Raw genomic sequence first — 25002 nt, forward strand, 5'->3', positions numbered from 1 at the left:
GTCAGTACCTCACTCGCGGGTCGATCAGCGCGGCGACGACGTCCACGACGAAGTTGGTAAATGCGACGATGACGGCCAGCAGCACCACGATGCCCTGGACCGCCACGAAGTCCCTCGCGTTCAGGTATTGGACCAGCTGGTAGCCAAGTCCCTTCCATTCGAAGGTGGTCTCGGTGAGCACGGCTCCGCCGAGCATCAGGGCGATTTGCAAGCCCATGACGGTGATGATGGGGATGAGCGCCGGCTTGTAGGCGTGCTTCGTCACGAGCCGGAACTCGCTGACGCCGCGGGAACGGCCGGCCTCGACGTAATCCTTGCCCAGCGTTCCGATGACGTTGGTCCGCACGAGGCGCAGGAAGACACCGGCGGTCAGGAGACCCAGGGCAATAGCGGGAAGCACCGCGTGCGACACGACGTCGCCGAGAGCGGTGAAATTGCCGCTGCGCAGCGCGTCGAGCCAATAAATGCCGGTGGGAGCAGCCAGTTGGCCCATGGTCAGCTCAGTGCGGGTGGACACCCGCCCGGCCACCGGGAGCCATCCTAGCCACACCGAGAACGTCAGCTTGAGCAGGAGTCCGGAGAAGAAGACCGGAGTGGCGTAGCAGAGGATGGCAAAGCAGCGCAGGAAGGCGTCTGTCGCCTTGTCGCGCCGTTGCGCGGCGATCATGCCCAGCGGGATTCCGACCGCGAGAGCCACGATCAGTGCGTTGATGGACAGCTCGAGGGTGGCTGCGCCGAAGGTCGACAGCATTTCGACGACGGGGCGCCGGTCCGTGATCGTGGTGCCGAAGTTACCGGTGACCAACTGGCCCAGGTATTCGAAGTACTGGATGATGATCGGCCGGTCGTAACCGGCGTCGTGGATTCGCTGCGCCAGGACATCCGGGGGAAGCCGGCCGCCCTGCGCTGCGGTGATGGGGTCTCCGATGACCCGCATGAGGAAGAAAACCAGAGTCACGAGGATGAAGATCGTGGGAATGATCAGGAAGAACCTGACCACGATGTACCTGCCGAGACCCCCGCCCGCTGATTTACTCTTGGGAGCGACCGCGTCCGGTTCGACGTCGGGCACCTCTATAAGTGTTGTCATTGCTACCTAAAGTCCATTGCCCGCGGATCGCGCGGGGTTTTGCTCAAATGAGGGGCAATCAGCAATAAGGGGAGGCAAAGCACCTGTTGGCACCCGCCTCCCCCTACCGGCTGCTTACTTTGAAATAGTTCCCAATCGGAACTTGAAGGAAGCGTCAAGCGTCTTGTCGACGCCGTTCACGCCCTTCGCCGAGATGGCAACCTGGGCACCCTGGAGCAGCGGCAAAGTGGAAATGTCCTTTGCCAGAGCGTTCTGGGCGTCCTTGATCGTGGATTCGCGAGCCGACTTGTCCGTGGTGGTCAGCTGCTTGTTGATCAGGTCGGTCACGGCCTGGTCGTTGAAGTGGTTCTTCAAGAAGCCGCCGTTCGGGAAGAACGGGGTCAGGTAGTTGTCGGGGTCGCTGAAGTCAGGGAACCAACCGAACTGGAACAGCGGGTACTCGTCCGCACGGCTGGCCTTGCTGTAGGTTACCCATTCGGTGGACTGCAGGTTCACCTTGAAGAGGCCCGACTTCTCAAGCTGGTCCTTGATCATGGCGTACTCGTCGCCCGAGGACTTGCCGTAGTGGTCCGGGTTGTACTGGAGGTTCAACGTCACGACGTCCTTGACACCGGCATCGGACAGAACCTTCTTGGCTTTGTCCAGGCTCGGCTTTCCGTTGTCGCCGTAGGCATCCTTGAACGACTCGTTGGCGCCCAGGAAGCCGCTGGGGACGTTGGAGTACAACGGCAGGTATGTGCCCTTGTAGACCTGGTCCGCGATTGCCTGGCGGTCAACGAGGTTGGCGATCGCCTGGCGCACGGCAAGTGCCTTGGCCGGGTCGGCACCGGCTGCCTTGGCGCCGAACGGCATGGTGTTGAAGTTGAACGTGATGTAGCGGATCTCGCCGCCGGGACCAACGTTGACCTTGACCTTCGAGTCCTTCTTGAGGTCGTCGACGTCGGTGGCGCTGAGGCTTCGGTTCGCAACGTCGATGTTGCCCTGCTGGATGTCCAGCTTCATGTTGGTCGGCTCAGCGTAGTACTTGATCGTGGCGGCGTCGTTGGCCGGCTTGCCCAGGACACCCTGGTAGTCAGGGTAGGCCTTGAGGCTGATGAGCTCGTTCTTCTTGTAGCTGTCGATCGTGTACTGGCCATAGAACGCCTTGGCCTTGATGATGTCGTCATCCGAAAGCAGTTTGTCGGCTGGGAAGACCTGGTGGTCCACGATCGGCGCAGCCGGGCTGCTGAGGATCTGCGGGAACGTCTGGTCGTTGGCGAGCTTCAGCTTGAAAACGGCCGTGTTGGCGTCCGGAGTGGTGACGCTGTCCAGGTTTTCGAGCAGGCTTGCAGGACCAGCGGGGTCGTTGATCTTGAGCTGCCGGTCGAACGAAAACTTGACGTCGGTGGAGTCCAGCGTGTGGCCATTGGCCCACTTGAGTCCGGGCTTCAGCTTGACGGTGTACTCGGTGGGCGACGTGAACGACGCCGACGCTGCCAGGTCCGGAACGGGGTCGGCGCTTCCCGGCTTCGAGTTGAGGAGGAAGGAATAGACCTGGTTCATCACCATGAAGGAACCGTTGTCGTACGAACCGGCGGGATCGAGCGCAGTCACCTTATCGGTGGTGCCGTAAGCGATCGGACCGCTGGCAGCTGAGGAAGCTGAACCGCCGCCGCCCGCCGGGCCCGTGCAGGCCGTCAAAGCGAATACGGAGATGCCCGCGAACGCGATAGCGCTTCGCAAGGCGTTTTTGTTCAATGCCATCAGTGAACTTTCTGTTCGATGGATACGGCGAACCGCCGTGGGTAATTTGATCGGAGCACATACTCCTGACTCCACGATTCAACCAGAAGCTTTTTTGGTGAAACGTTTGATTTTGTGAGTTGAGACACAAAATTTACTTTTCTTTTGACGCGAAGTCGGCTAGGAGGTCCGCCGCAGGCTGCTCGGAACGTTACTGGGAGGAGGCTGTTAGCGCTAACAGTATTTAGCGCTAACAGTTCACGGGCGGCCTTCGCCGCTGCGGCGTTGGCCGGGTCTAGAGTTCTGCGCGCTGGCGGGACCGGGCGGCGTCGATGGTTGCCTGGCCCAGGACGCGGGTGCCTTGGTACAGCACGATGGTCTGCCCGGGGGCCACGCCGCGGAGCGGATCGACAAGGGTCACCACGAGGCCTTCGCGCGCGATGCCGGCGTCATCGACGTACCGCTCGACAAATGCCTTGGCAGGAACGGGATCGCCATGGGCGCGGACCTGGGCATAGCAGTCGAATTCGGCGCCGGTAGCCACCTCGGCGATAGGCAGGCCGGCCCAGGACACCTTGATTCCGCGGATCTCGTCGATGGCCAGCAGTGCTTCGGGGCCGACGACCACCTTGTTTTCCTTGGGCCGGATCTCCAGCACGAAGCGCGGCTTGCCGTCCGCAGCAGGGGTGCCCAGCTTGAGGCCGCGGCGCTGGCCGACCGTGAAGGCGTTGGCTCCCGGGTGCTCCCCTACCTTGGTTCCGGCCTCGTCCACGATGTCGCCGGTGGTCATGTCGATCTTCTCGGCGAGCCAGCCGGCGGTATCGCCGTCCGGGATGAAGCAGATGTCGTGGCTGTCCGGCTTGTTCGCGACGGACAGGCCGCGGCGCTCCGCCTCTGCGCGCACCTCGGCCTTGGAGGGAGTCTCTGCCAGCGGGAACATGGAGTGCTTGAGCTGTTCGTGGGTCAGCACACCGAGCACGTAGCTTTGGTCCTTGGCCCAATCGGCCGCGCGGTGGAGTTCAGGATTGCCGTCGGCGTCCTGGATGACCTTGGCGTAGTGGCCGGTGCAGACCGCGTCGAACCCCAGGGCGATGGCCTTCTCCAACAAAGCGGCGAACTTGATCCGCTCGTTGCAGCGCATGCACGGATTGGGAGTGCGGCCCGCGGCATACTCGTCGATGAAGTCCTGGACAACGTCTTCCTTGAAGCGCTCCGAGAAGTCCCAGACATAGTAGGGAATCCCCAGCACGTCGCAGGCGCGCCAGGCATCGCGGGAATCCTCGATGGTGCAGCAGCCGCGGCTCCCCGTGCGCAGCGTTCCGGGCATGCGGGACAGCGCCAAGTGGACGCCAACGACGTCGTGCCCTGCCTCGACGGCGCGGGCGGCGGCAACGGCGGAGTCGACTCCGCCGCTCATGGCTGCAAGAACTCGCATGCTGGCTTTCTGTTGGTGTTGGGGAGAAGAATTGCGGCTGAAGAGACTAAGCGCGCCCAACTATTCTAGCGCCCGCGGGAATCCGCCCCAAAAATGCCTTGACCACCGTCCCGGACGATTCTAAAGTCAAAACAAACAGTTTTAGATTGCGGCTGCGCTTACGCACACGCAGGCTGCCCACGCGAACCGCCCACGCCCCGCGAATCGAGTCACCATGGACACCGAACACATCCTTATCGCAGGCGGCGGGCTGGCCGGCGCCACGGCAGCCAAGACCCTGCGCTCCGAAGGCTTCCAGGGCCGCATCACCGTGGCCTGCGCGGAGAATGAACAGCCCTACTTGCGCCCTCCGCTCTCCAAGGAGTTCCTCCTGGGCAAAGCCGGCGAGGATGCCGTCCCGGTGCTGGCGGCCGGCTGGTACCCGGAGAACGACGTCGAACTCCTCCTTGGCGACGCGGTCGCAACCGCCGATCCTGCCGCCCACACGGCACAACTGGGATCAGGAGCCGAGCTGCAGTTCACCAAGCTCCTGATCGCCACGGGGGCGCAGCCGCGCCGGATTCCGCTCCCCGGTTCCGATCTTGCCGGTGTCACGACGTTCCGGACATTCGATGATTCGCGCAGGCTCAAGGAAGAGCTGTCCGGCGGAGGCCGGAATGTGGTGATGATCGGCTCGGGTTGGATCGGCATGGAGCTTGCCGCGGCCGCGAGCAGCTACGGCAACAACGTGACCTTGCTGGGACTGGAAGACGTGCCGCTGAGCATGGCCATCGGCCCCGAACTGGGCGGCTTCTTCCGCAAGCTGCACGAAAAGCACGGCGTGAAGTTCAGGCTCCCGGCGAGCGCCGCGGAAATCAGCGGCACTGGCGGAAAAGCGGGCGCTGTTGTCACCGATTCCGCCGAGGTCCTTCCTGCCGACCTTGTAGTGGTGGCCGTCGGAGTCGTTCCGGACACGGCCCTGGCCGAAGCCGCCGGACTGGATATCCGCAACGGAATCGTGGTGGACTCTTCGCTCCGGACCAGCAGTCCGGACGTGTTCGCGGCCGGCGATGTCGCCAACGCCCTGCACCCCTTCACCGGCGATCACCACCGCAGCGAACACTGGTCCAACGCCCTCAACGGCGGGAAAGTCGCGGCCAAGGCGATGTTGGGACAGGACGCGATGCTGGACGTGGTCCCCTATTTCTATACGGACCAGTTCGACGTCTCGATGGAGTACTGGGGATACCCCACGCTCGCGGCGGTTTCCGCACCCGTGATCCGTGGCACGTTGGAGGACAACAGCTTCCTGGCTTTCTGGTTACGGGACGGCGCCGTCGTCGCGGGCATGAGCGTCAACCAGCAACGGGTCCAGAAGCCGGTCAAGGCACTCATTTCGGGGCGCATCCAAGTAGACCTGGACCGCCTGGCTGATCCTGCCGTTCCACTGGATCAGTTGTTGCCCGGGACCTGATCGCCTGCCGGGCCGCCGGCAGAGCCGCCGTGGCTCCGGGCCACTGTGGCGGCGGTCTGGATGCTGGACTCGTGACCGGCCATGCCGGCAAGCTTCGCCCGGGCATACGCGTCCGGGAGAGCCTTGAGCAGGGCGTCGACGTCGGCGTCGTTTGAGGAGTGCCCTAGGCTGAACCGCTGTGCCCCGCGGGCGGTGGCCTCATCCAGCCCCATGGCAAGCAAGACGTGCGAGGGCCTGGGGACTCCCGCTGTGCAGGCGGATCCGGTGGATGATTCGATGCCCGCGAGATCCAGGAGGAAGAGCAAGGAATCGCCTTCACAGCCGGGGAAGGTGAAATGCGCGTTGCCGGGGAGCCGGGCGTCGCCGGTTGCTCCGCGCAGTACTGCCTCCGGAATGGCAGCCTTGACGCCGTCGATGATCCGGTCCCGTAAGGCGCTGATCCGCTCGCGCTCTGCCGGCAGGTTTTGAGCAACTGACTCCGCTGCGGCAGCGAATGCCGCGATCGACGCCGCGTCCAGGGTTCCCGAGCGCACATCACGCTCCTGCCCTCCCCCGTGCTGGACCGGAGTGACCTTGGTGGAGCGCCCGAGGAAGAGCGCGCCCACGCCCACTGGTCCGCCGAGTTTGTGGCCCGAGACCGACATCGCGGCGAGTCCTGAGTCGCGGAAGCTCAGGGGAACCGAGCCGAACGCCTGGACTGCGTCCGAGTGCACGGGGATGCCGTGGGCAGCGGCGATTTCCACGATCTCCTTGACGGGCTGGATACTGCCGACCTCGTTGTTCGCCCACATGACGGTGACCAGGGCCACCGATCCCGGATCACGCTCGATCTCCGCCCGCACGGCGTCCAGCAGCACAATGCCCCGGGAATCGACGGGGAGCCACACCGCTTCGGCCCCTTCGTGCCGTTCCAGCCATTCGACGGTGTCCTGCACAGCATGGTGTTCGACGGCGGAGCAAAGGATCCGCTTGCGCCTGCCGTCTTCGTCGTGGCGGGCCCAGTACATACCCTTGACGGCAAGATTGTCCGCTTCGGTGCCTCCGGACGTGAAGATGAGCTCGGAAGGATGCGCCCCGGCTGCTGCCGCAATCGCCTCCCGCGCCTCTTCCACGGATCGCCGGGCACGCCGTCCGGAAGCATGCAACGATGACGGATTGCCGGTCCGTCCCAGCTCGCGGGTCATGGCGGCGAGGGCGACGGCGGCAAGGGGCGTGGTGGCGGCATGGTCCAGGTAAACAGGCACTACCCAAGTCTATCGAGGCAGGCGGATCACGATGTAGGACGGATCTTGGCGCAGCAATGGCCTTCGCGGTTGTCCTCGGCGATCCGGTCCCCGGCAATTCCGCACGCGGCCGCCGCCCCGCTCAGGAACGCGCCGTTCATGGCGCAGACGACGTCCGTGTGGCTTTCGGCCAGCCGGTGGAAGGGGCAATTGACCAGGGAGTACCCGCCGTCGTCGTCGACTTCGGGCCTGTAACCATAGCTCGCGAGGACATCCTCGAAATGCTGCTCCGTACTGCCGGCCTCGCGGCCCCGGGCATAGGCGGTATCGAGGAGCGTTTCGCGGGCGGAACCACCCTTCGCCATCAGGTCATGGATGGCAGTGGCCATCACTTCCCCGGCGAGGTCGTAGTGGCGCTCCGGAACCGAGGCGCCGATCTCTTCAATGACAGGCGCATACAGCTTCGCAGGACGCCCGGACCCCGGACCGACCTTGCCGCCGAGCTTGCGGAACTCAACGCTCAGGAGTCCGTCACGGACCAACCGGTCCAGGTGGAAGGAAGCCGTGCTGCGGGGAAGCCCGAGGGCCACCGCGGCGTCGTCGCGGCTGACCGCACCGCTTGCGCTGCAGACGTGCTCGTAGAGGCGGCGGCGGTTGCCGTCGTCGAGGGATGCCAAGGCGGAGAGCCGACGCAGCCAGGGAAGTCCGGTCATGGATCCAGCCTAACTCTAAAATCAACACTCATTGCTTAATCCTGCCGCGCTTTCCAAGATCACCGTGGCTCAACTTCCCGGGGGAACTAAAGCCCGGGCCGCCGTCGTTCTCATGGTGGGCTGGCTAGACTTGCCAGGATGGCCGCTCCGCACGGGACGGCGGGAATCTTCAGAATCCAGAGAAAGGCCCGTGGTTGGCTCAGGGCAGCAGTTCCCACTACCAGATCCTCCGGGTCTCCGTCACTGCGACGGACAAGGAGATCAAAGTGGCCTACCGGAAGGCCGCGAGGAACGCCCACCCGGACCACGGCGGAGATCCTGAGGTCTTTCGACAGGTCACGCTCGCGTACGAGACCCTGATTGATCCCAAGCGACGCGCGGAGTACGACCGCCGCTATGCGAGCGGCGCCCCGGGCGGTGCGAACCCCTTCGCAACGCAAAGACCGGACTACGGCCGGTCCGGCACTCCCGGAGCGGAAACCCGCACCACCGCCGGGGTCCATCGGCCGAATGCCCCGCGCAACACCGCCGGCGACGCTCCCGTCTATGTGCCGCCCTTCGATGATCCGCACGAGGTCCCCCTGCTCTCCAAAGGCGAAGCCGCGCTGCAGATCCACGGGATTCCCCGGAAGCGTGGAATCTTCGGCGCCGAAGCCCGCATTCAGCGCGAAATGCGGACAGTCCAGCTCATCAGCCGCCAGATCCTGCCTGCCATCCCCTCGGCGCGGCTCGTCAACGGGCTCCGCTCCCCTTCGGACGATAGCCACATCGATCACGCCCTGCTTGCCGGCTACCGCCTGGCGCTCATCGGTTCCATGCTGCTGCCCAAGGGCGCCTACGCCTGGAACGGGGTGGCGCTCAAGCACGGCGGACGTTCGGTGCCGCCGCCGCAGCTCGAGCTGATCGTTCGCCACATGCAGGAGATCTTTCCGGAGCTGAATGTGACAGGTTGGGTGGTTGTCCACAGCCCGGACGGCAACCCGCACGAGCCGGTCATCGACCACTACCGGCGCACTGACGGAGACTTCGGTTCGGTGCAAATCGTCAACGCCTCCGGGCTGGCCCGCGGCCTCAAGCAGTTCCTGAGTTCGGGGCCCGTGCCCAACACCGTGGTTGTCCCGGTCCTGGCCCGGCTGCTTCGGGGCATGCACTGAGCCTGCAGGAACAACCCGGTATTTTCGCTGGCTAGGATTGATACGTGTTCCGCATCCTCTTCCACACCCCTGAAATCCCGGGCAACACGGGTAACGCCATCCGGCTCGCCGCCATCACCGGCGCTGAGCTCCACCTCGTGGAGCCGTTGGGCTTCGACTTCTCCGACGCGAAGCTGCGCCGCGCGGGACTCGACTACCACGACCTCGCGGTGGTCACGGTGCACCAGGACATCGAGGCCGCGTGGGCGGCCTTGCAGCCCGAGCGTGTCTTCGCCTTCACGTCCGACGGCGAAACCTCCTACACGGACATTGCCTACGAAGAGGGCGATGTCTTGCTGTTCGGTCCCGAGTCCGTCGGGCTTCCGGACTGGCTGAAACAGGACCCTCACGTCACGGCGCGCGTCCGGCTCCCCATGCTGCCCTCGCTCCGCTCGCTGAACCTTGCCAATGCCGCCTCCATTGCGGTGTACGAGGCCTGGCGCCAACACGGTTTTGCCGGGGCGAAACTCTAGCGGGCCCGGGCCGCCGGATCTCCGCAAGGTCACCTCTTCGGATCACCCATCCAAAATGCCCCCTGCGCCGAATACCCTTTGTAGGCACCAACAGCATGGGCGGGCGGTTGGCCTGCGAAGCAAGGGGCCGGTGAAGCGACGGGCCTGTGGAGCGACGGCCGCGGAAGGGGCGCAGGTGACTACTCTCAAGACCCGCAATACTTCCGGTACTGCCGGGGTCGCCGACAACCTATGCTGGACGGTGATGGATACACCGAATGTGCGAGGCCCCGAGGCCCCAGGCCTGATAGCCGGCTCGGATGCGCAGCTTGCGGAATTGCTGGGATTGATGGCCGACGGCGACCGGGCCGCCTTCAGCGAGTTCTACCGGCTCACCGCCCGCCGGGTCTACGGCATGGCCAAGCGCGTCTTGGTGGATGCGGGCCTGAGCGAAGATACAACCCAGGAAGTCTTCATCCAGGTCTGGCAGAACGCCGCAAAATTCAATCCCGAGGCAGGCAGCCCGCTCGCGTGGCTCATGACCATCACCCACCGGCGCGCGATCGACCGTGTCCGCTCGGCCCAGTCCGCGACGGACCGCGAAGCGAAGTATGGCGCGGCGAGCCAACTCCTTGACCACGATTCAGTGGAAGAAGAAGCCAACAGCCGGCTTGAGGCCGAGGCCGTCACCCGTTGCCTCGGCACCCTGACGGAAACGCAATTGGAGTCAGTGCGCCTCGCCTACTATGGCGGGCTCACCTACCGGGAGGTCGCCGAACAACTCGGTGCAGCGATTCCGACCATCAAGTCCCGCATCCGCGATGGACTTCTCCGACTCAAGACTTGCCTGGGGGTGAGCTGACATGACCGAACACGATGACAACAAGCAGAATGCCGGGCAGGAAGGCCTCCGCAGGATGTTCGCCGGCGATATAGCCACTGACCTTGCTGAAGGCCGTGTCCTGGAGCTTGCCGAGATCTATGCCCTCGACGCGTTGAGCGACGCCGAGCGGGCGGAAATCGACCACTACATTGCCGCCGCGCCCGAACGCTCGGCGTTCCTTGAGCGGGTCAGGCAGTCACGCGAAACTCTCGCCGCCTCTTTCGCCGACGAGGCCGAACCGCGGCCCGGACTGTTGGAGGACATTCTGCGGCAGCTCCCGCAACAACCACGCATCGCACAAACCGGCACAGCGTCCGCACCTTCTTCCGTTCCCGAAGTGCCGGCCGGTTCCGCAACGCACGCAACCGCCGACCTCGTTGACCTCGCCGCGGCCCGGAACCGGCGGGATCGCCGACGCTTCGGCGGCGTCCGTGGGTGGGTGGCAGCCGTTGCGGCGGCAGCGGTAATAGCGCTTGGCGGTGTCGGCGTGGGCGCCTACGTGGCCGGCCAGAACGATCCCGTGAACCAGGTACTGCAGGCCGGCGATGTCCGGCAAGCCACCGTCAACGTCAACGGCGGCGGCACTGCCACCGTGTCGGTCTCCAGCTCGAAGAACGCCGTGGTGGTCCGTATGAACGGAGTTCCCGCTCCCCCGGCCGGCAAGGTCTATCAGATGTGGCTCATTCCCAAGGACGGCTCCGACCCTGTTTCCCAGGGACTCATGGACGCCCAGGCCTTGAGCCACCCGGCGGTGGTCTCCGGCATTTCCAGCGCGGCGGCGATCGGGATCACGGTTGAACCCGTGGGCGGCTCCAAGAAGCCGACACTCCCGACGGTCGCTGCGGCGCCCCTCACGTAGAACGATGGGCGCTGCCCGGACATAGGCTCTTGGCGGCGACGCTTGACCTTGACGTAACGTCAACTTCTACGCTGGATGCATGAAGCAGGACAAAGCGGATAGCTGGACCATTTCCGAACTGGCCAAGGCCAGCAAGGTTTCCTCGCGAACCTTGCGCCACTATGACCAGCTCGGACTATTGGAACCAGCCCGCACCGGACACAACGGCTACCGGTACTACGGCCAGCCTGAGCTGCTGCGCCTGCAGCGGATCCTTCTGCTTCGTGAACTTGGCCTTGGGCTCGAGACCATCGGCGAAGTTCTGGATGGCCAGGCCGATCCTGTGGAGGCACTTGCCGTGCACAGGGACTGGCTGCTGGCCGAGCGCGACCGGCTGGACCGGATGTCCCGGACGGTCGACGCCACGATCGCAGCACTACGTCAAGGAGAAACCATGACCGCGGAGAACATCTTCAGGGATTTCGACAACAACCCGTACGAGGCCGAGGCGCGCGAGCGCTGGGGCGATCGGGCCGTCGACGAGAGCAAAGCACGGCACTCGGCGATGACAACGGCCCAGAAACAGGCCTTCATGGAGGAGTACGCGGCGCTGAACGAGGACCTCGCCCGTTGCTTCGACGCCGCCCTTCCGGCAGACCACCCGGACGTCCAGGCAGCCGTCGGCCGGCACTACCAGTGGATCTGCGCCAGTTGGACGCCCAACGCCGAATCCTATGTAGGCCTGGGCCAGATGTATGTGGACGACCCCCGGTTCACGGCCAATTACGACAAGGTCCGGGTCGGCCTGGCGTCCTACCTGCTCGAAGGCATCAAGGTCTACGCGGCACAAGAGCTCCGTTAGGGCCTACCTCAACAAAAGCACGACGGCGGCCCGGCCCCTTGGGAAACAAAGGGGACGGGCCGCCGTCGTACTGACTGCCAAGCAGCTCCGCTAGATGATCAGCGAGAGCACCATGATGAAGCCGAAGCCGACCACCGAGATGAGCGTCTCCATCACCGACCACGTCTTGAACGTCTGCCCCACTGTGAGGCCGAAGAGTTCCTTCACGAGCCAGAATCCGGCGTCGTTGACGTGGGACAGGAAGAGCGAGCCGGCACCGATGGCCAAGGCAAGGAGTGCGGCGTGTGTCGGGCTGAGGCTGCTCGCCAACGGAGCCACAATGCCCGCAGCCGTCACGGTGGCAACTGTCGCCGAGCCCGTGGCCAGGCGAAGTGCCACAGCCACGATGAAGCCCAGGACCAGCACGGACATATTGGCGCCTTCGGCCCATTTCTTGACCGCGTCACCGACGCCGGCGCCAATAAGGGTCTGCTTGAAGCCGCCGCCTGCGCCCACGATCAGCAGGATCGCGGCGATCGGTCCGAGGCTGTCGCCGAGCTTGGCCGTGATCTTGCTGCCCGTGAAGCCGACGGCGTAGCCGAAGGTCACCATGGCGGCGAGCACGGCCAAGGTCATTGCCACGAGGGGCTGGCCCACGAAGTCCAGGACCGTGCGGATCATGGGGGCATGGGCCGCGTCGGGCCAGACAATGTCCGCCACGGCCTTCAGGAGCATGAGCACCACCGGGAAAATGATGGTCAACAACGTGACGAGGAAGCTGGGCTGACGCTTTACTTCGCTGAGGTCGACGGCGTGCTTGGTGTCGACGCCACCGGCCACCGCAGGAGCGTCAACTGGAACCCAGCGCGCGGCCAAACGGGAAAACAGCGGCCCGCAAATGATGACCGTGGGGACGGCTACCAGGAGCCCCAATGCCAGGGTGGTGCCCAGTTCGGCCTTCACCGCGCTGATGGCGATGAGTGGCCCGGGGTGCGGCGGGACCAGGCCGTGCAGCACGGACAAACCCGCGAGCGCAGGAATGGCAATGCGCATGAGCTTCATCTGCGAGCGCTGGGTGACCAGGACGATCACCGGAAGCAGCAGGACGAGGCCGATCTCAAAGAACATCGGGAGGCCGATGATGACCGCAACCAAGGTGATCATCCAGACCACTTTGTTGCCGCTGGCCTTCTCCAGCAAGGTGTCCACCACGCGGTTTGCGCCGCCGGAATCCGCCAGGAGCTTGCCCAGCATGGCGCCGAGCGCAATCAGGATGCCGACCTCTTTAAGGACGCCTCCCACGCCGTCCTCGAAGTTGCTGACGACCTTGGCCAGCTCCACTCCGGAGGCCAGGCCAACGAAGGCCGATCCGAGTACCAGGGAAAGGAAGGGGTGGACTTTGAATTTGGCGATCAGCAGGACGATCAGCGCAATGCCGATAGCCGCGACCACAAGGAGTTGGGTATCGTGCCCGGTCCAGTTCACGCTGCACCACCGACCGCATGGGCGGTCTGTGCCTCAAGGCCGAGCCGTTCGATGATTTCCTCTGCTTCTTCTGCCGGAGAAGCTGAGACGCACAGCGAGATGTGGTTCTCGTCCTCGGTGGGCGCCTCCAGTGCATCGAACTGGGATTCCAGCAGCGAGGCGGGCATGAAGTGTCCGTGACGCGAAGCCAGCCGGTCGGAAATCTTGTCCTTGCTCCCCTGGAGGAAGATGAATACGACGCCCTCGCCGCGCAGGACATCCCGGTAGCGCTTCTTCAAGGCCGAGCACGTGATGATGCCCGGCTTTCCTGCTGCGGTACGCTCCTTGATCCAGTCGGCAATGATGTCCAGCCACGGCCAACGGTCCTCATCGCTGAGTGCGTGCCCCGCCTGCATCTTTGCAACGTTTGCTTCCGGGTGCAGGTCGTCGCCTTCGGCGAGGTCCCACCCCAGCCGGCCCGCCAATACGCCGGCCACTGTCGATTTACCGGAACCGGAGACACCCATGATCACCAATACCGGTTGTTGTGCAGTCTTCGCCATCAAAGTCTGCCTCTCTCAATTAAATATGATTTAAACGAGAGTAAGCATATGACAGAGATTACACATCAGCAATTTCAGAAACCGGCGATGGTTTGGGAACCGTTGACTTCCACCACATGGAACGCCTCGGCGCTGCGCCCTTCCGGCATGCCCGCGCGCAGGGCATTATGCCGGAGCATGCCTCGGACAGCCCGTTCCATGCCCTCCAGATCGGGGTGCTGGCTGGCGTGGATCCGGATGGCGGCCAGCTTCGCGTCGATGTGCTCGGTGACATCCACGAAATAGTTCTCACGGGTTTCGGGACCGGCGAAGAGCCACAGCCAGGGGAGTTTGAAGGCCTCCAGGCCGGCTTCCGCAAGTTCCGGGTAGGCGAAGGGGTTCTCCACCGCCGGGTACACCGCCCGGGTCACGATCTCCCCCACTGCGAGGTGGTCGGGATGGCTCTTCTGGATCCTGTCCCAGGTGCGTTCCGGATGCATGGCAAGGACGATGTCGGGGCGGATTTCGCGGATGAGTCTCACCACTTGCTTGATGACCCCATGTGTCGGTTCCAGGTAGCCATCGCGCTCATGGAGGTAGTGCACATCCGTGACGCCGACGAGGGCAGCGGCTTGTCTCTGCTCCTCGGCGCGCATGGAAATGATCTCTTCGCGGTGGGCAGGATCGAAACCTCCGGCGTCGCCGTCGGTCATGACGCAGTAGCTGACCTCGACGCCGGCAGCGGTCCACGCGGCGATGGTGCCGGCCGCGCCGAAGTCGATGTCGTCCGGATGGGCGGTAAAACAAAGCACCCGCTCAACGCGCTCCCTGGAGGCGTTGAACGGGCTCTTTGCCGACGTGTCGTCAGAAGACAAAGGGATCAGCCTTTCCGCTTTTTGATCTCTTCGGTGGCCTGCGGAACAACCTTGAAGAGGTCGCCGATGATGCCGAAGTCCGCGATTTCGAAGATCGGCGATTCAGCATCCTTGTTGATCGCCACGATGACCTTGGAGGTCTGCATGCCGGCCTTCTGCTGGATCGCTCCGGAGATGCCCGCCGAAATGTAGAGCTGCGGGGACACGGTCTTGCCCGTCTGGCCGACCTGGTAGTCATGGCCGATCCAGCCTGCATCCGTGGCGGCACGGGAAGCTCCGAGTGCACCGCCGAGCGCGTCGGCCAGTTCTTCCAAAGGACCGAAGTCGCCGTCGACGCCGCGTCCGCCGGCAACCACGATCCGGGCTTCGGTGAGCTCCGGACGGCCGCTGGCCGGCTTTTCCGCACGCCCGGTGACCCGTGCGGCATGCGCGGTGGCATCGGCCGGGACATCGATACTCACGGTTTCGGGCGTACTTGCCGCGGCCGGGGCCTCGACGTCGACGCTGTTCGGCTTGACCGTGAGCACGGAGACGGCGGTGCGCGCTTTGGCCGTTGTGGTGTATGAGCCCGCCAGGACCGACTTGTGGGCCGTGCCGTCGGCGTCGACGCCCACAACATCGGTGATGACGCCGGCGTTGAGCTTCACGCCAAGACGGGCCGCGATTTCCTTGCCGTCGGCCGTGTTTTCCAGCAGGACGGTCTGGGCTCCGGAGGTTGCAACTGCCGCGGCAAGATATGCCGCTTTCGGCGCAACCAGGAAGTCGTCCAGGTCCGTGGCGGACGGGCGGTAAAGGACCGAGGCTCCTTGCGCACCCAGGGCGGCCGCGACGTCGTCGTGCAGTTCGCCGTTGAAGGCGACCACCGCTTCCCCGAGGGAACGTGCGATCGTCAGGAGTTCCAGGCTGCTCTTCTTGAGCGCCGCGCCCGGGTTGTCAATGAATACAAGTGCTTTTGCCATGTGTCGGAATCCTCTTAGAGCAGCTTCTGGGCGGCCAGGAACTCAACCAGCTTGATGCCGGCGTCGCCTTCGTCGGTGATGATGGTGCCGGCAGTGCGCGGTGGCCGCGCTTCAGCGGTCTCGACGGCGGTCAGCGAACCCGCGGCGCCCACCTGCGCGGCATCGACGCCGATGTCGGCCAGTGTAAGAGCCGTGATTTTCTTCTTCTTGGCTGCAAGGATGCCCTTGAAGTTGGGGTATCGCGGCTCGTTGATCTGGTCCGTCACGGAGACCAGCGCCGGCAAGGTTGCCTCGACAGTGTCCGCGTGGGCGTCACCGTCACGGCGCGCGACGACGCGTTCGCCGTTGACCTCCAGGGAGGAAGCAAAAGTGACTTGCGGGAGTCCGAGCCGCTCTGCGAGCTGGGCCGGGACCAAGGACGTTTCGCCGTCCGTCGAGGCCATGCCCGTCAGGACGAGGTCCACGGGCGAGTCGGCGCCGAGATACCGGATCGCAGCGGCAAGGGCCAGCGAGGTGGCGGCGGCGTCGGAACCGGCCAAGGCGTCGTCGCTCAAATGCGCTCCCGAGGAGGCACCGATCTGCAAGGACTTCTTGACGGCGTTCACGGCACCGGCGGGACCCATGCTCAAGGCGATGACCTCGTTGCCGGCCTTGGCACCCCCGCGGGCTTCGGTGAGCTGCAGCGCGGCTTCGAGCGCGTACTCGTCCAGTTCGGACAGAATGCTCTCGTCGCGGTCCATGGTGTTGCCTGGGCCGGTGAGGTGTCGGTCGAACTGCGCGTCCGGGACGTGCTTGATCAGAACAACAATCTTCAATGTATCTCCCACTGTGTTCGAGGCAGCCTTCCATACTCGGGGATGGCCAGCAACTAGGCGCGTGGCCAAGAGTGCCCTGCGTACGGGCTCGTCCTAGCTAAGCATATTGCGGGACAAGTCGGACAACGCCGCGTATGTGCATTAACTCCTGTTTCGTGGATCGCTCCCGCTTACGGCAGCAAGGGCACACGACGACGGCGGCCACACCGCTTGAGGTGCCGCCCGCCGTCGTCGAGTGCTGGTCCCGCCGGAATCCGCCGCTACGGTGCAGCTGTCACGGAGCTGCGTCCAAGGTCACATCGAGCTCCTGCGACTGGCCGCCGCGCTGGATGGTCACCTTGACCGTTGCACCTGCCGGCTGCTCACGGACCGCCGCGGTAAGCTGCTCGGGATCGGTGATGTCCTTGCCGGCGAACTTCGTCACGACGTCGCCCACCTTGACTCCGGCCTTTTCAGCGGCGGAGCCCGCGGTCACGGCCGCAACCTGCGCGCCCACCGAGAACCCGGAATTGCTTCCCGTGGCCGACTTGGGCTGGACGCTGACGCCGAACTGCCCGTGCGTGGCCTTGCCGTTCTTGATGAGTTCCTGCGCGATACGCTTCGCGTTGTTGATGGGGATGCTGAAGCCCACACCAATGTTGCCGCTCGACGAAGACGAGGAATTGCTGCTGCCGGCGGAAGCGATCGCCACGTTGACGCCGATGATCTCGCCCTTGGTGTTGACAAGCGCTCCACCGGAGTTGCCCGGGTTGATCGGTGCGTCGGTCTGGATCACGTTGAGCGAAACAGTGCCCTGGCCGGCACTGCTCTGGCTCTGGCCACCGCCTGGAGGAGCGAACTGGAATCCGCCCTGGCCGCCGTTTTGCGAATTGTCGGAGCCGCCGTTGGGAACGGCCGAGGACGCCACGCTGATAGTGCGGTTGAGCGTGGACACGATGCCGTCGGTGACCGTGCCGGGCAGGCCGAGCGGAGCGCCGATGGCGATTGCGTTGTCCCCGACGTTGATCTTGCTGGAGTCGCCCAAGGTGGCCGGCACGAGGCCGGAGGCGTTGTCCACCTTGATGATGGCGAGGTCCGAAAGCGGGTCCGTACCCACTACCGTCGCCTTCAGGACGCGTCCGTCGCTCAGCCGCACTTCAATCGCGGCGTTGGCGCTGGCACCGTCCAGGGTCACCACGTGGGTGTTGGTCAGGATATGGCCCTGGTCGTCGAGGATGATGCCCGAACCGGTCCCGCCCTGGCTTCCGCTCGAGGCCATGATGGTCACGACGCTCGGCGACGCCTTGGCCGCCGCTGCGGTGATGGCGTTGACGTTGTCCGTGTTGTTGACAATCACGGTTCCCGTCTGGCTGCTGCCGGCCGCCGCCGGCGTCCGGGTGTTCAACAATTGATCACTGGCGGCCACCACGCCTCCGCCGACGAGACCGGCTGCCAGGATGCAGGCCACCAGGGTCCCGACGCCGAAGACCGGCTTGCGCTTCGGGCTCGCCGCCGGGCCGCCCGGGTGGGCCGGGAATTGCTGCGTGGGATAGTGCTGCGCAGGGTTCGGTCCGCCATAGAAAGGCTGGTGCTGCGGGTACGGGTGCTGCGGTCCCGCGCTGTGCTGGGGCGCGCCGTGCTGGGGAGCGTTGTGCTGGCCCTGGATCTGCTCGGTGGCGTTCTCAGCCCGGCCATGGGCCCAGGGCGCCGGAGCCTGTGCTGCGTGGTCCGGCTGCGCGGGGTATTCAGGCTTCGCAGGGTATTCGGGCTTCGCTGTGTGTTCGGGTTGCGCAGTGTGTTCGGGCTGCGCAGTGAAATCCTGACCCGGCTGGTATGCCGGCAGCGGGGTCGTAGGCTGGGAATTGGCTTGCTTGTCCGCCTCCGCCCGGCCGGTGCCCTCAGGACCATGGTTCTCAGGGCCATTGTTCTCAGGCGCGGCGCCCTGTGCTGGGTTCTCCGTCATGGGACTTCCTTTCTTCCTCGTCCCCTTAACTATCGTCGCTCTTGCTGGATCAAGGGTCGACGTTCGCTGGGAGCTTGCTGAACGCGTCGGCGGGAACGGTCCTGCGCCCTCGAACTACCCTCGAACGGCACCGGCTAGACCCCTCAACGCTGGAGAAGGACGGATTTCTCCCCGTTTCGCTGGCGGCATATTTACCGCTGTGAACGCCCCAAAAGGTGCACCATAGTATCAAGTGGAATTGCCACAGCGACCCTCCGCTTGACAACCAGGCGTGGGGGCGCTGATGCATTCTGTTTCGATTGTTCCGGCCTGGACCAGTCGCAGACGTGCTGAAGGGTTGCACATGCGGTCAATGTTGAAACGTGTACTCGCCGTCATCGGCCTGGCCGGAATGCTGGTCCTCCCGGCCACCGCAGCCTGGGCCGCCGACCCGGTGACCATCCCGTCCGGCCAGAACATCGTGGACAACGCGAATCTTCTGGGCAACCGCAAGGGCGAAGTCCAGGACGCCATCCAGAAGCTCCTGAAAGACCACAAATACAACTTGTACGTGGTCACGGTGAATTCCTTCGAAAACCCATCATCGCCCGAAGCCTGGGCCACGGCAGTCGCCACCAAGAAGGGCATGGGCCGGTCGGACGTCATTCTGGCCTTCTCCGCGGCCGGTCAGTACTATTTCGCACCCAACTCTGCCAGTGCGATCTACCCCAAAAAGTCGACCATTTCGTCCAATGCCATCGTGGCCAACCTCGGTGCAGGCAAGCGGGACGTTGCCCAGGCAGCCATTGACACAGCGGCCGCCATCGGCGATGCCGCCAGCGGAGGCAGCGGCACGGTTCCGAGCGGCAACTCGGGTGCAGTCGTTTTGATCGGGGCGGGCGTGGTTGCGGCCGGTGGGGTCGGCACATACCTGTACTTCCGCAACCGACGCAAGAAGAGCCAGGCCTCCAGCGCCAGCTACGGCCCGCAAGGGGAACAGCTCGATCCCCTGGCGTCGCTGAGTGTCGCGGACTTGCGGCGCAAAGCCGGCTCCCTGCTCATCGAAGCGGATGACACCATCAAGTCCAGCGAGCAGGAGCTCGGCTTCGCCCAGGCGCAATACGGCGATGCCGCCGTCGGGAACTTCACCAAGGCTCTGCTGGAAGCCAAGAACCACATGACCGAATCCTTCAAACTGCAGCAACAGCTCGATGACCACATCCCGGACACCGAAGAGCAGCAGCGCAGTTGGCTTGGCGAAATCATCCGACGCTCGGAGGCCGCCCTTCAGTCGCTGCGCGAACAGAAGGCCGATTTCGATTCCCTCCGCGAGCTTGAGAAGAACGCGCCGCAGGCTCTGGCCACTGTTGCCGCCGGCGCCAACGAAGCCGAGGCAAGGATCAGCAGCGCGGAGCAATCGCTCAACGCCCTGCGCGAGAAGTACGCAGACAGCGCACTTGGCCACGTGAGCGACAACATCACCCAGGCCAAGGACCGGCTCGCCTTCGTTCAAAACGCAACAACGACGGCACAGGAAAAACTCGCCGCGGGTGAGAGCAGCCTTGCCGCAGTGGCAGTCCGCGCCGCGGAAGAGGGCCTGCACCAGACCAACGTGTTGATAGACGCAATCTCCAAGGTAGCGGGCAGCCTCGACGAAGCCCGGAATTCGCTGGAGGGTGCCGTGGTGGACACCAGCCAGGACCTCGCACAGGCCAAGGCGATGATCCAGTCCGGCGCGCACCCGGAGCTGGCTGGCCCGGTGGCCGGAGTCGAAGCCGCACTCGCGCAAGTCAAGGTTGAAATCCAGGGCGGGAAGATCGATCCCCTTGCCACTTTGGACCGGGTGGAGAAAGCCCACCAGGCCTTGGACCAGTCCCTCTCGGGAATCCGTGACCAGCAGGAACAAGCAAGGCGTGCACAGGCCGCGCTCCAGCAGACCATCATGGCCGCCCAGTCCCAGATCAGCGCCACCTCGGACTACATCGCGGCCCGACGCGGCGGCGTGGGCACTGAGGCGCGTACCCGACTGGCCGAAGCCCAACGGAATCTCGACTACGCCCTCTCCATTTCCCGCAATGACCCGGTCACCGCACTGACGTACGCCCAGCAGGCCCAGGCACTCGCTGCACAAGCCGCGCAACTGGCACAGTCCGACGTCGACCAGTTCGGCGGCTTCGCCAACCAAGGCTACGGCCGTGGCGGCATGTTCGGTGGTGGCGGGAACGGCGGCGGCCTCGGCGGAGCGATCCTCGGAGGCATCCTCATCAACTCCATCCTGCACGGCGGAGGCGGCGGCTGGGGCGGTGGAGACAACGACGGCGGAGGCGGCGGCTTCTTCGGCGGCGACGGCGGCGGGGGCGGAGGCTTCTTCGGCGGCGACGGCGGAGGCGGCGGTGACTTCGGCGGCGGCGACTCCGGCAGCTTCTAGCTCCAAAGACTAGGCGGGGGCCGGTCCCCCGCGTAGGGCGATACAAAAACTGATCACTGGATTCAGTGGGCACCACTGAGCAGGACGAAAGGCAACACCATGGTTAAGCAGTCCATTTTCGGGCGGATCGCACAGCTCGCCAAGGCGAATATCAATGCCTTGCTCGACCAGGCTGAGGACCCGCAGAAGATGCTGGACCAGATGGTCCGCGACTACTCGAACAACATCGCCGAGGCCGAGTCCGCCGTGGCGCAGACCATCGGAAACCTCCGCATGCTGCAGGCCGACTACAACGAAGACCTTAAAAACGCCCAGGATTGGGGCAACAAGGCCCTCGCAGCCTCCCGCAAGGCCGACGAGTACCGCGCGGCCGGCAACGCGGCCGACGCCGTGAAGTTCGACAACCTTGCCAAGGTGGCCATCCAGCGCCAGATGTCCGCCGAGAACGAAGCCAAGGCCGCCGAGCCTAACATCGCGTCCCAGTCGGAGGTCGTGGACAAGCTCAAGAGCGGTCTCGACCAGATGAAGGGCAAGCTCAACGAGCTCACGAGCAAGCGCAATGAGCTGGTTGCCCGCTCCAAGACGGTTGCCGCCCAGACCCAGGTGCACGACGCCCTCAAGAGCATCGACATCATGGACCCCACCAGCGAGGTGGGCCGCTTCGAAGAGAAGATCCGCCGCGAAGAGGCCAAAGTGCTCGGCCAGCAGGAACTTGCAGCGTCCAGCCTGGACGCACAGTTCAACCAGCTTGAGGATCTCGGAGAGCAGACGGAAATCGAGGCCCGACTGGCGGCCTTGAAGTCGGGCGGCTCGAAGGCTGCGATCGGAGCCGGCGCCACCGCACCGGCCGATGACACTGTGGACGAAGCCGACTTCGACAAGCTCTAATCCCTGCGGCGAAGGGCCGGACCTCCCGTGAGTTCCGGCCCTTCGTGCTTCCTGCGTGCTTTATGCCCCTACAGCGAGCCGTCCAACGATGAGTCTCATGATTTCGTTGCTGCCTTCCAGGATCTGGTGGACGCGCAGGTCCCTGGCAATCTTCTCGAGGCCGTATTCCGACAAGTATCCGTAACCGCCATGCAGTTGGATGGCTTTGTTTGCCACGTTGAAACCAGCGTCCGTAGCGACGCGTTTCGCCATTGCGCACAACCTCACGGTGTCCGGGGCGCCACGATCCAAAGCGTCAGCGGCCCGAAGGATCAAAGTCCTGGCAGTTTCGAGTTCCGTATCCATGTCGGCAATATCGAACAGCAGGGACTGCTGGTTGATGAGCGGGCCACCAAAGGCCGAGCGAGACTTGAGGTACGCGATGGACTTCTCCAGGGCCGCCTGACCCCCTCCCAGGGAACAAGCGCCCATATTGACCCGGCCCCCGTTGAGGCCCTTCATGGCGATGCCGAATCCGCTGCCTTCCTCGCCAAGCCGGTTCGCCACAGGGACCCGCACGTCCTCGAAGATGACCTGACGGGTGGGCTGGGCATTCCATCCCATCTTCTTCTCATTCGGGCCGAACGACAGGCCCGGCGCGTCCGCGGGCACAACGATTGCGGTGATGCCCTGGCTGCCCGTGTCCGCAGTCCGCGCCATGACCACATAGATGCTGGAAACTCCCGCACCCGAAATGAACTGTTTGGTGCCGTTAAGAACGTAACTGTCGCCGTCGAGCACTGCTTTGGTACTCAAAGCGGCGGCGTCCGAGCCGGCTCCCGGCTCCGTGAGGCAATAGCTGCCCAGTCCCTCCATGGAGGCAAGCTGCGGAACCCATTTGGCCCGCTGCTCATCGTTTCCGAAAGCGTCGATCATCCACACCACCATGTTGTGGATCGAGATGTACGCCGCGATGGTGGGGTCTGCCTTGGACAGCTCTTCAAAGATCAGCGCTGCATCCGTGCGGGAAAGCCCCGAGCCGCCGAACTCTTCCCGGACATAGATGCCTCCCATGCCAAGGGTGCCTGCTTCGCGCAGGACATCCACTGGGAAATGCTTGGTCTCGTCCCATTCGGCGGCGTGCGGCGCAATAGCCGTGGTGGCGAAGTCGCGCACCATTTCCACCACCGCTTGCTGGTCCTCTGTGAGCTCAAACATTGGCACTCCTTTGCAGTTCTTCCCAGTCTCCGGGTTGTCCGGTATTTCTGGCTATTCAGTGCGTTTACTTGCTGACTTTGCCCATCAGCGAAGCGACAGGGCGAAGGAACAGCGGCCTCGCGAGGAACCAGGCGCCCACAATCACCAGGAGGGACAGGGCGAAAATGCCGAAACCAACCCAGTTGATGTCGTCGCTGCCGCCATACATGTGGTTCAGGTTGCGCAGCGCCCCGGTGGCGAGGACCAAGGTGACGTGCACGATCGTGAAGAGCACGAAGTACACCATCACCGGGAAATGCACTGCCCGGGCCACTTCGATGGGATAGAGCTTGTTCACCGTGCCGGCCTTCTTCGGCCATGCAGAGGACGTGCGCAGCCCGCTGATGATGGCAAGCGGAGCGGCGATGAAGACCGTGACGAAGTACGTCAGCAATTGCAGGGCGTTGTAGTTCACCCAGCCGTCCTCAGTGGGCCAGTTCAACGATGCGTACTGGAGGGCAGCGGAAATGGCGTTCGGGAAGACGTCCCAGCTGGTGGGGATGATCCGCATCCATTGCCCGGTGGCAAAGATCACGATGATGAAGACGATGCCGTTCAACACCCATAGGGCATCCAGGGTCAGATGGAACCACAGGTCCAGGCTGATCTTGGTCGGCGCATTCTTGGTCCGGATGAATCCTTGGTTGTTGCGGGTCCATTGGGCTGGCGGCCTTTTGGCCGTGCGGACCTGCCAGCCCGAGCGGACGATGAGCACCATGAAGAAGACGTTCAGGAAGTGCTGCCATCCGAGCCATGCCGGGAAACCTACGGGAGCGTTCTCCGGGAGGCGGGACGCGCCTGGGAAGTCGTGCAAGAACGACTGCACGCCCGACAGGCCCGTCAACCATTTGGCCAACAAGACGATGAGCAAAAGTACGAGCAGCACCCCTGGAACCACCCAGAGGGGTTGGGACCATTTGCTCTTGGCTGCTGTCGACTTTTTGGCGGGGGTGGACATCTTCTCAGACACCTCTCGGAAGAACTTGCAATCGTCGGACGCATCAAGCTAACAGGCTTTGGACCGAAGCGGCTAAAGCCTGTTACGCCGTCAGTTGGAACGGGCTTTGACGGCCTCGATGAGTTTCGGAACCACCGTGAAGATATCGCCCACGATTCCGAAGTCGGCTACCTCAAAAATGGGCGCGTCCTCGTCTTTGTTGATGGCCACAATGGTCTTGGCGGTCTGCATGCCGGCGCGGTGCTGGATGGCTCCGGATATTCCCAAAGCGATGTACAGCTGCGGGGATACGCTCACACCCGTCTGGCCTACCTGGGCCGTCTGGGCAATGTATCCGGCGTCGACGGCGGCGCGTGACGCACCGACCGCAGCGCCCAGGGTGTCGGCGAGCTGTTCGACCAGCACGAAGTTCTCGGACGAGCCCAAACCCCGTCCGCCTGAAACCACCGTCGCTGCAGTCCGAAGCTCGGGCCGGACCGAGACGTCGGCGTCGTCGTTGAAGCGGTCAATGACTGCCGCACCGTCTGTTGCGGCTTCCAGGGACAACGTCTGCAGCTCTGCAGTGGCTGCCGGAGCGTGGCCTTCGATCGCCCCCTGCCGGATGGTGAGGATGGGCAGCCCGCCTTCCACTACGGACTCGACGGTGTAGGCCCCGCCAAACACAGAATGCTGTGCAACAACGGTTCCGTTGTCGCTGCGCACCTGCACGACGTCGGCGAGCACGCTCCCGCCGACCCGCACAGCTAGCCGGGCGGCGGCTTCGCGGCCGTCCACCGAGTTCGCGGTGAGCACGGCAGCCGGCCCATATGCGTCGACGGCCCCGCTCAGGGCATCCACGGCAGGGGCCACCAAAACAGTGCCGGCGGCAGCTGTCACGGCCGAGTAGATCCTTGCCGCGCCCAACTCACCCAGGCGCGCGACGTCGTCGTCCGCCAGGGGTGCAGGCGAGACGACGACGGCGACCGGTGAGCCCAGCGTGGCTGCGGCAGCCAGCAGCCCGCGGGCGGAAGCGGCAATCTCGCCGCGGTGGGAAAGTTCAATGAGCACCAAGACGTTCGACATTTCTTTTCCTC

General features: G+C 64.3%; 22 protein-coding genes. 8 read left to right on the forward strand and 14 right to left on the reverse strand.

Annotation, left to right across the window (positions count from 1 at the left end; genetic code table 11):
* Position 1 precedes the first annotated feature (1 nt).
* The 3 genes from AB0323_RS06945 to mnmA form a co-directional block, all read right to left on the reverse strand.
* Positions 2 to 1090, reverse strand: a complete 1089-nt coding sequence (locus tag AB0323_RS06945; RefSeq protein WP_364533191.1) for an ABC transporter permease — start codon at positions 1088 to 1090, stop codon at positions 2 to 4.
* Positions 1091 to 1204: 114 nt separating this feature from the next.
* Positions 1205 to 2833, reverse strand: coding sequence for an ABC transporter substrate-binding protein (locus AB0323_RS06950; protein ID WP_366176663.1), 1629 nt, complete (start codon positions 2831 to 2833; stop codon positions 1205 to 1207).
* 274 nt (positions 2834 to 3107) lie between these two features.
* On the reverse strand, positions 3108 to 4247 hold the full coding sequence (gene mnmA, locus AB0323_RS06955) for a tRNA 2-thiouridine(34) synthase MnmA (RefSeq protein WP_366176664.1): 1140 nt from the start codon (positions 4245 to 4247) through the stop codon (positions 3108 to 3110).
* A gap of 214 nt (positions 4248 to 4461) precedes the next feature.
* Here mnmA and AB0323_RS06960 point away from each other — a divergent pair, with 214 nt between their 5' ends.
* A complete protein-coding gene (locus AB0323_RS06960) occupies positions 4462 to 5700 on the forward strand; it encodes an FAD-dependent oxidoreductase (protein WP_366176665.1) in 1239 nt (412 codons plus the stop codon).
* Here AB0323_RS06960 and AB0323_RS06965 read toward each other — a convergent pair.
* Together AB0323_RS06965 and AB0323_RS06970 are read right to left on the reverse strand one after the other, a co-directional pair.
* On the reverse strand, positions 5679 to 6944 hold the full coding sequence (locus AB0323_RS06965; protein WP_366176666.1) for a cysteine desulfurase family protein: 1266 nt from the start codon (positions 6942 to 6944) through the stop codon (positions 5679 to 5681). The two genes, AB0323_RS06960 and AB0323_RS06965, sit on opposite strands and share 22 nt — an antisense overlap.
* A gap of 26 nt (positions 6945 to 6970) precedes the next feature.
* A complete protein-coding gene (locus tag AB0323_RS06970; protein ID WP_366176667.1) occupies positions 6971 to 7636 on the reverse strand; it encodes a helix-turn-helix domain-containing protein in 666 nt (221 codons plus the stop codon).
* A gap of 194 nt (positions 7637 to 7830) precedes the next feature.
* Here AB0323_RS06970 and AB0323_RS06975 point away from each other — a divergent pair, with 194 nt between their 5' ends.
* The 5 genes from AB0323_RS06975 (at position 7831) to AB0323_RS06995 (ending at position 11864) form a co-directional block, all read left to right on the forward strand.
* Positions 7831 to 8790, forward strand: coding sequence for a J domain-containing protein (locus AB0323_RS06975; RefSeq protein ID WP_366176668.1), 960 nt, complete (start codon positions 7831 to 7833; stop codon positions 8788 to 8790).
* 44 nt (positions 8791 to 8834) lie between these two features.
* The gene (locus AB0323_RS06980) at positions 8835 to 9302 is read left to right on the forward strand and encodes a tRNA (cytidine(34)-2'-O)-methyltransferase (protein WP_366176669.1); all 468 of its coding nucleotides are present in this window, start codon (positions 8835 to 8837) and stop codon (positions 9300 to 9302) included.
* 244 nt (positions 9303 to 9546) lie between these two features.
* Positions 9547 to 10143: an ECF RNA polymerase sigma factor SigK gene (gene sigK / locus AB0323_RS06985; RefSeq protein WP_366176735.1), complete on the forward strand. Its 597-nt coding sequence runs from the start codon at positions 9547 to 9549 to the stop codon at positions 10141 to 10143.
* Between the two features lies 1 nt (position 10144).
* On the forward strand, positions 10145 to 11023 hold the full coding sequence (locus AB0323_RS06990) for an anti-sigma factor (protein WP_366176670.1): 879 nt from the start codon (positions 10145 to 10147) through the stop codon (positions 11021 to 11023).
* Between the two features lie 79 nt (positions 11024 to 11102).
* Entirely contained in the window at positions 11103 to 11864 is a 762-nt protein-coding gene (locus AB0323_RS06995; protein ID WP_366176671.1) for a MerR family transcriptional regulator, read from the forward strand.
* A gap of 90 nt (positions 11865 to 11954) precedes the next feature.
* Here AB0323_RS06995 and AB0323_RS07000 read toward each other — a convergent pair whose 3' ends face one another.
* The 6 genes from AB0323_RS07000 to AB0323_RS07025 all read right to left on the reverse strand — a co-directional run bounded on the left by AB0323_RS07000 (position 11955) and on the right by AB0323_RS07025 (position 18440).
* Positions 11955 to 13328, reverse strand: a complete 1374-nt coding sequence (locus AB0323_RS07000) for a gluconate:H+ symporter (protein WP_234748189.1) — start codon at positions 13326 to 13328, stop codon at positions 11955 to 11957.
* Positions 13325 to 13870 (reverse strand): gluconokinase, encoded by a 546-nt coding sequence (locus AB0323_RS07005; RefSeq protein ID WP_366176672.1) that lies wholly within the window; start codon positions 13868 to 13870, stop codon positions 13325 to 13327. The genes AB0323_RS07000 and AB0323_RS07005 overlap by 4 nt, the downstream gene beginning before the upstream one ends.
* Positions 13871 to 13944: 74 nt before the next feature.
* Complete coding sequence (locus tag AB0323_RS07010; RefSeq protein ID WP_366176673.1) at positions 13945 to 14724, reverse strand: PIG-L deacetylase family protein; 780 nt, start codon at positions 14722 to 14724, stop codon at positions 13945 to 13947.
* A 5-nt stretch (positions 14725 to 14729) separates the two neighbouring features.
* Positions 14730 to 15683 carry an electron transfer flavoprotein subunit alpha/FixB family protein gene (locus AB0323_RS07015; protein WP_366176674.1) on the reverse strand — a complete coding sequence of 318 codons (954 nt, stop codon included), beginning with the start codon at positions 15681 to 15683 and terminating at the stop codon, positions 14730 to 14732.
* 14 nt (positions 15684 to 15697) lie between these two features.
* Positions 15698 to 16498, reverse strand: coding sequence for an electron transfer flavoprotein subunit beta/FixA family protein (locus AB0323_RS07020; protein WP_366176675.1), 801 nt, complete (start codon positions 16496 to 16498; stop codon positions 15698 to 15700).
* 274 nt (positions 16499 to 16772) lie between these two features.
* Positions 16773 to 18440 carry a trypsin-like peptidase domain-containing protein gene (locus AB0323_RS07025; RefSeq protein ID WP_366176676.1) on the reverse strand — a complete coding sequence of 556 codons (1668 nt, stop codon included), beginning with the start codon at positions 18438 to 18440 and terminating at the stop codon, positions 16773 to 16775.
* Between the two features lie 343 nt (positions 18441 to 18783).
* Here AB0323_RS07025 and AB0323_RS07030 point away from each other — a divergent pair, with 343 nt between their 5' ends.
* Both AB0323_RS07030 and AB0323_RS07035 read left to right on the forward strand, forming a co-directional pair.
* Complete coding sequence (locus tag AB0323_RS07030) at positions 18784 to 20847, forward strand: TPM domain-containing protein (protein ID WP_366176677.1); 2064 nt, start codon at positions 18784 to 18786, stop codon at positions 20845 to 20847.
* A gap of 99 nt (positions 20848 to 20946) precedes the next feature.
* Positions 20947 to 21735, forward strand: a complete 789-nt coding sequence (locus AB0323_RS07035; protein WP_364533141.1) for a PspA/IM30 family protein — start codon at positions 20947 to 20949, stop codon at positions 21733 to 21735.
* Positions 21736 to 21795: 60 nt separating this feature from the next.
* Here the strand turns inward: AB0323_RS07035 and AB0323_RS07040 are convergent, their stop codons facing one another.
* The 3 genes from AB0323_RS07040 to AB0323_RS07050 form a co-directional block, all read right to left on the reverse strand.
* The gene (locus AB0323_RS07040) at positions 21796 to 22932 is read right to left on the reverse strand and encodes an acyl-CoA dehydrogenase family protein (protein ID WP_366176678.1); all 1137 of its coding nucleotides are present in this window, start codon (positions 22930 to 22932) and stop codon (positions 21796 to 21798) included.
* A gap of 64 nt (positions 22933 to 22996) precedes the next feature.
* On the reverse strand, positions 22997 to 23929 hold the full coding sequence (locus AB0323_RS07045) for a hypothetical protein (RefSeq protein WP_366176679.1): 933 nt from the start codon (positions 23927 to 23929) through the stop codon (positions 22997 to 22999).
* Positions 23930 to 24019: 90 nt separating this feature from the next.
* Positions 24020 to 24991 (reverse strand): electron transfer flavoprotein subunit alpha/FixB family protein, encoded by a 972-nt coding sequence (locus AB0323_RS07050; RefSeq protein WP_366176680.1) that lies wholly within the window; start codon positions 24989 to 24991, stop codon positions 24020 to 24022.
* Positions 24992 to 25002 lie beyond the last annotated feature (11 nt).

The organism is Arthrobacter sp. NPDC080031 (assembly GCF_040702485.1).
Lineage (GTDB): Bacteria > Actinomycetota > Actinomycetes > Actinomycetales > Micrococcaceae > Arthrobacter.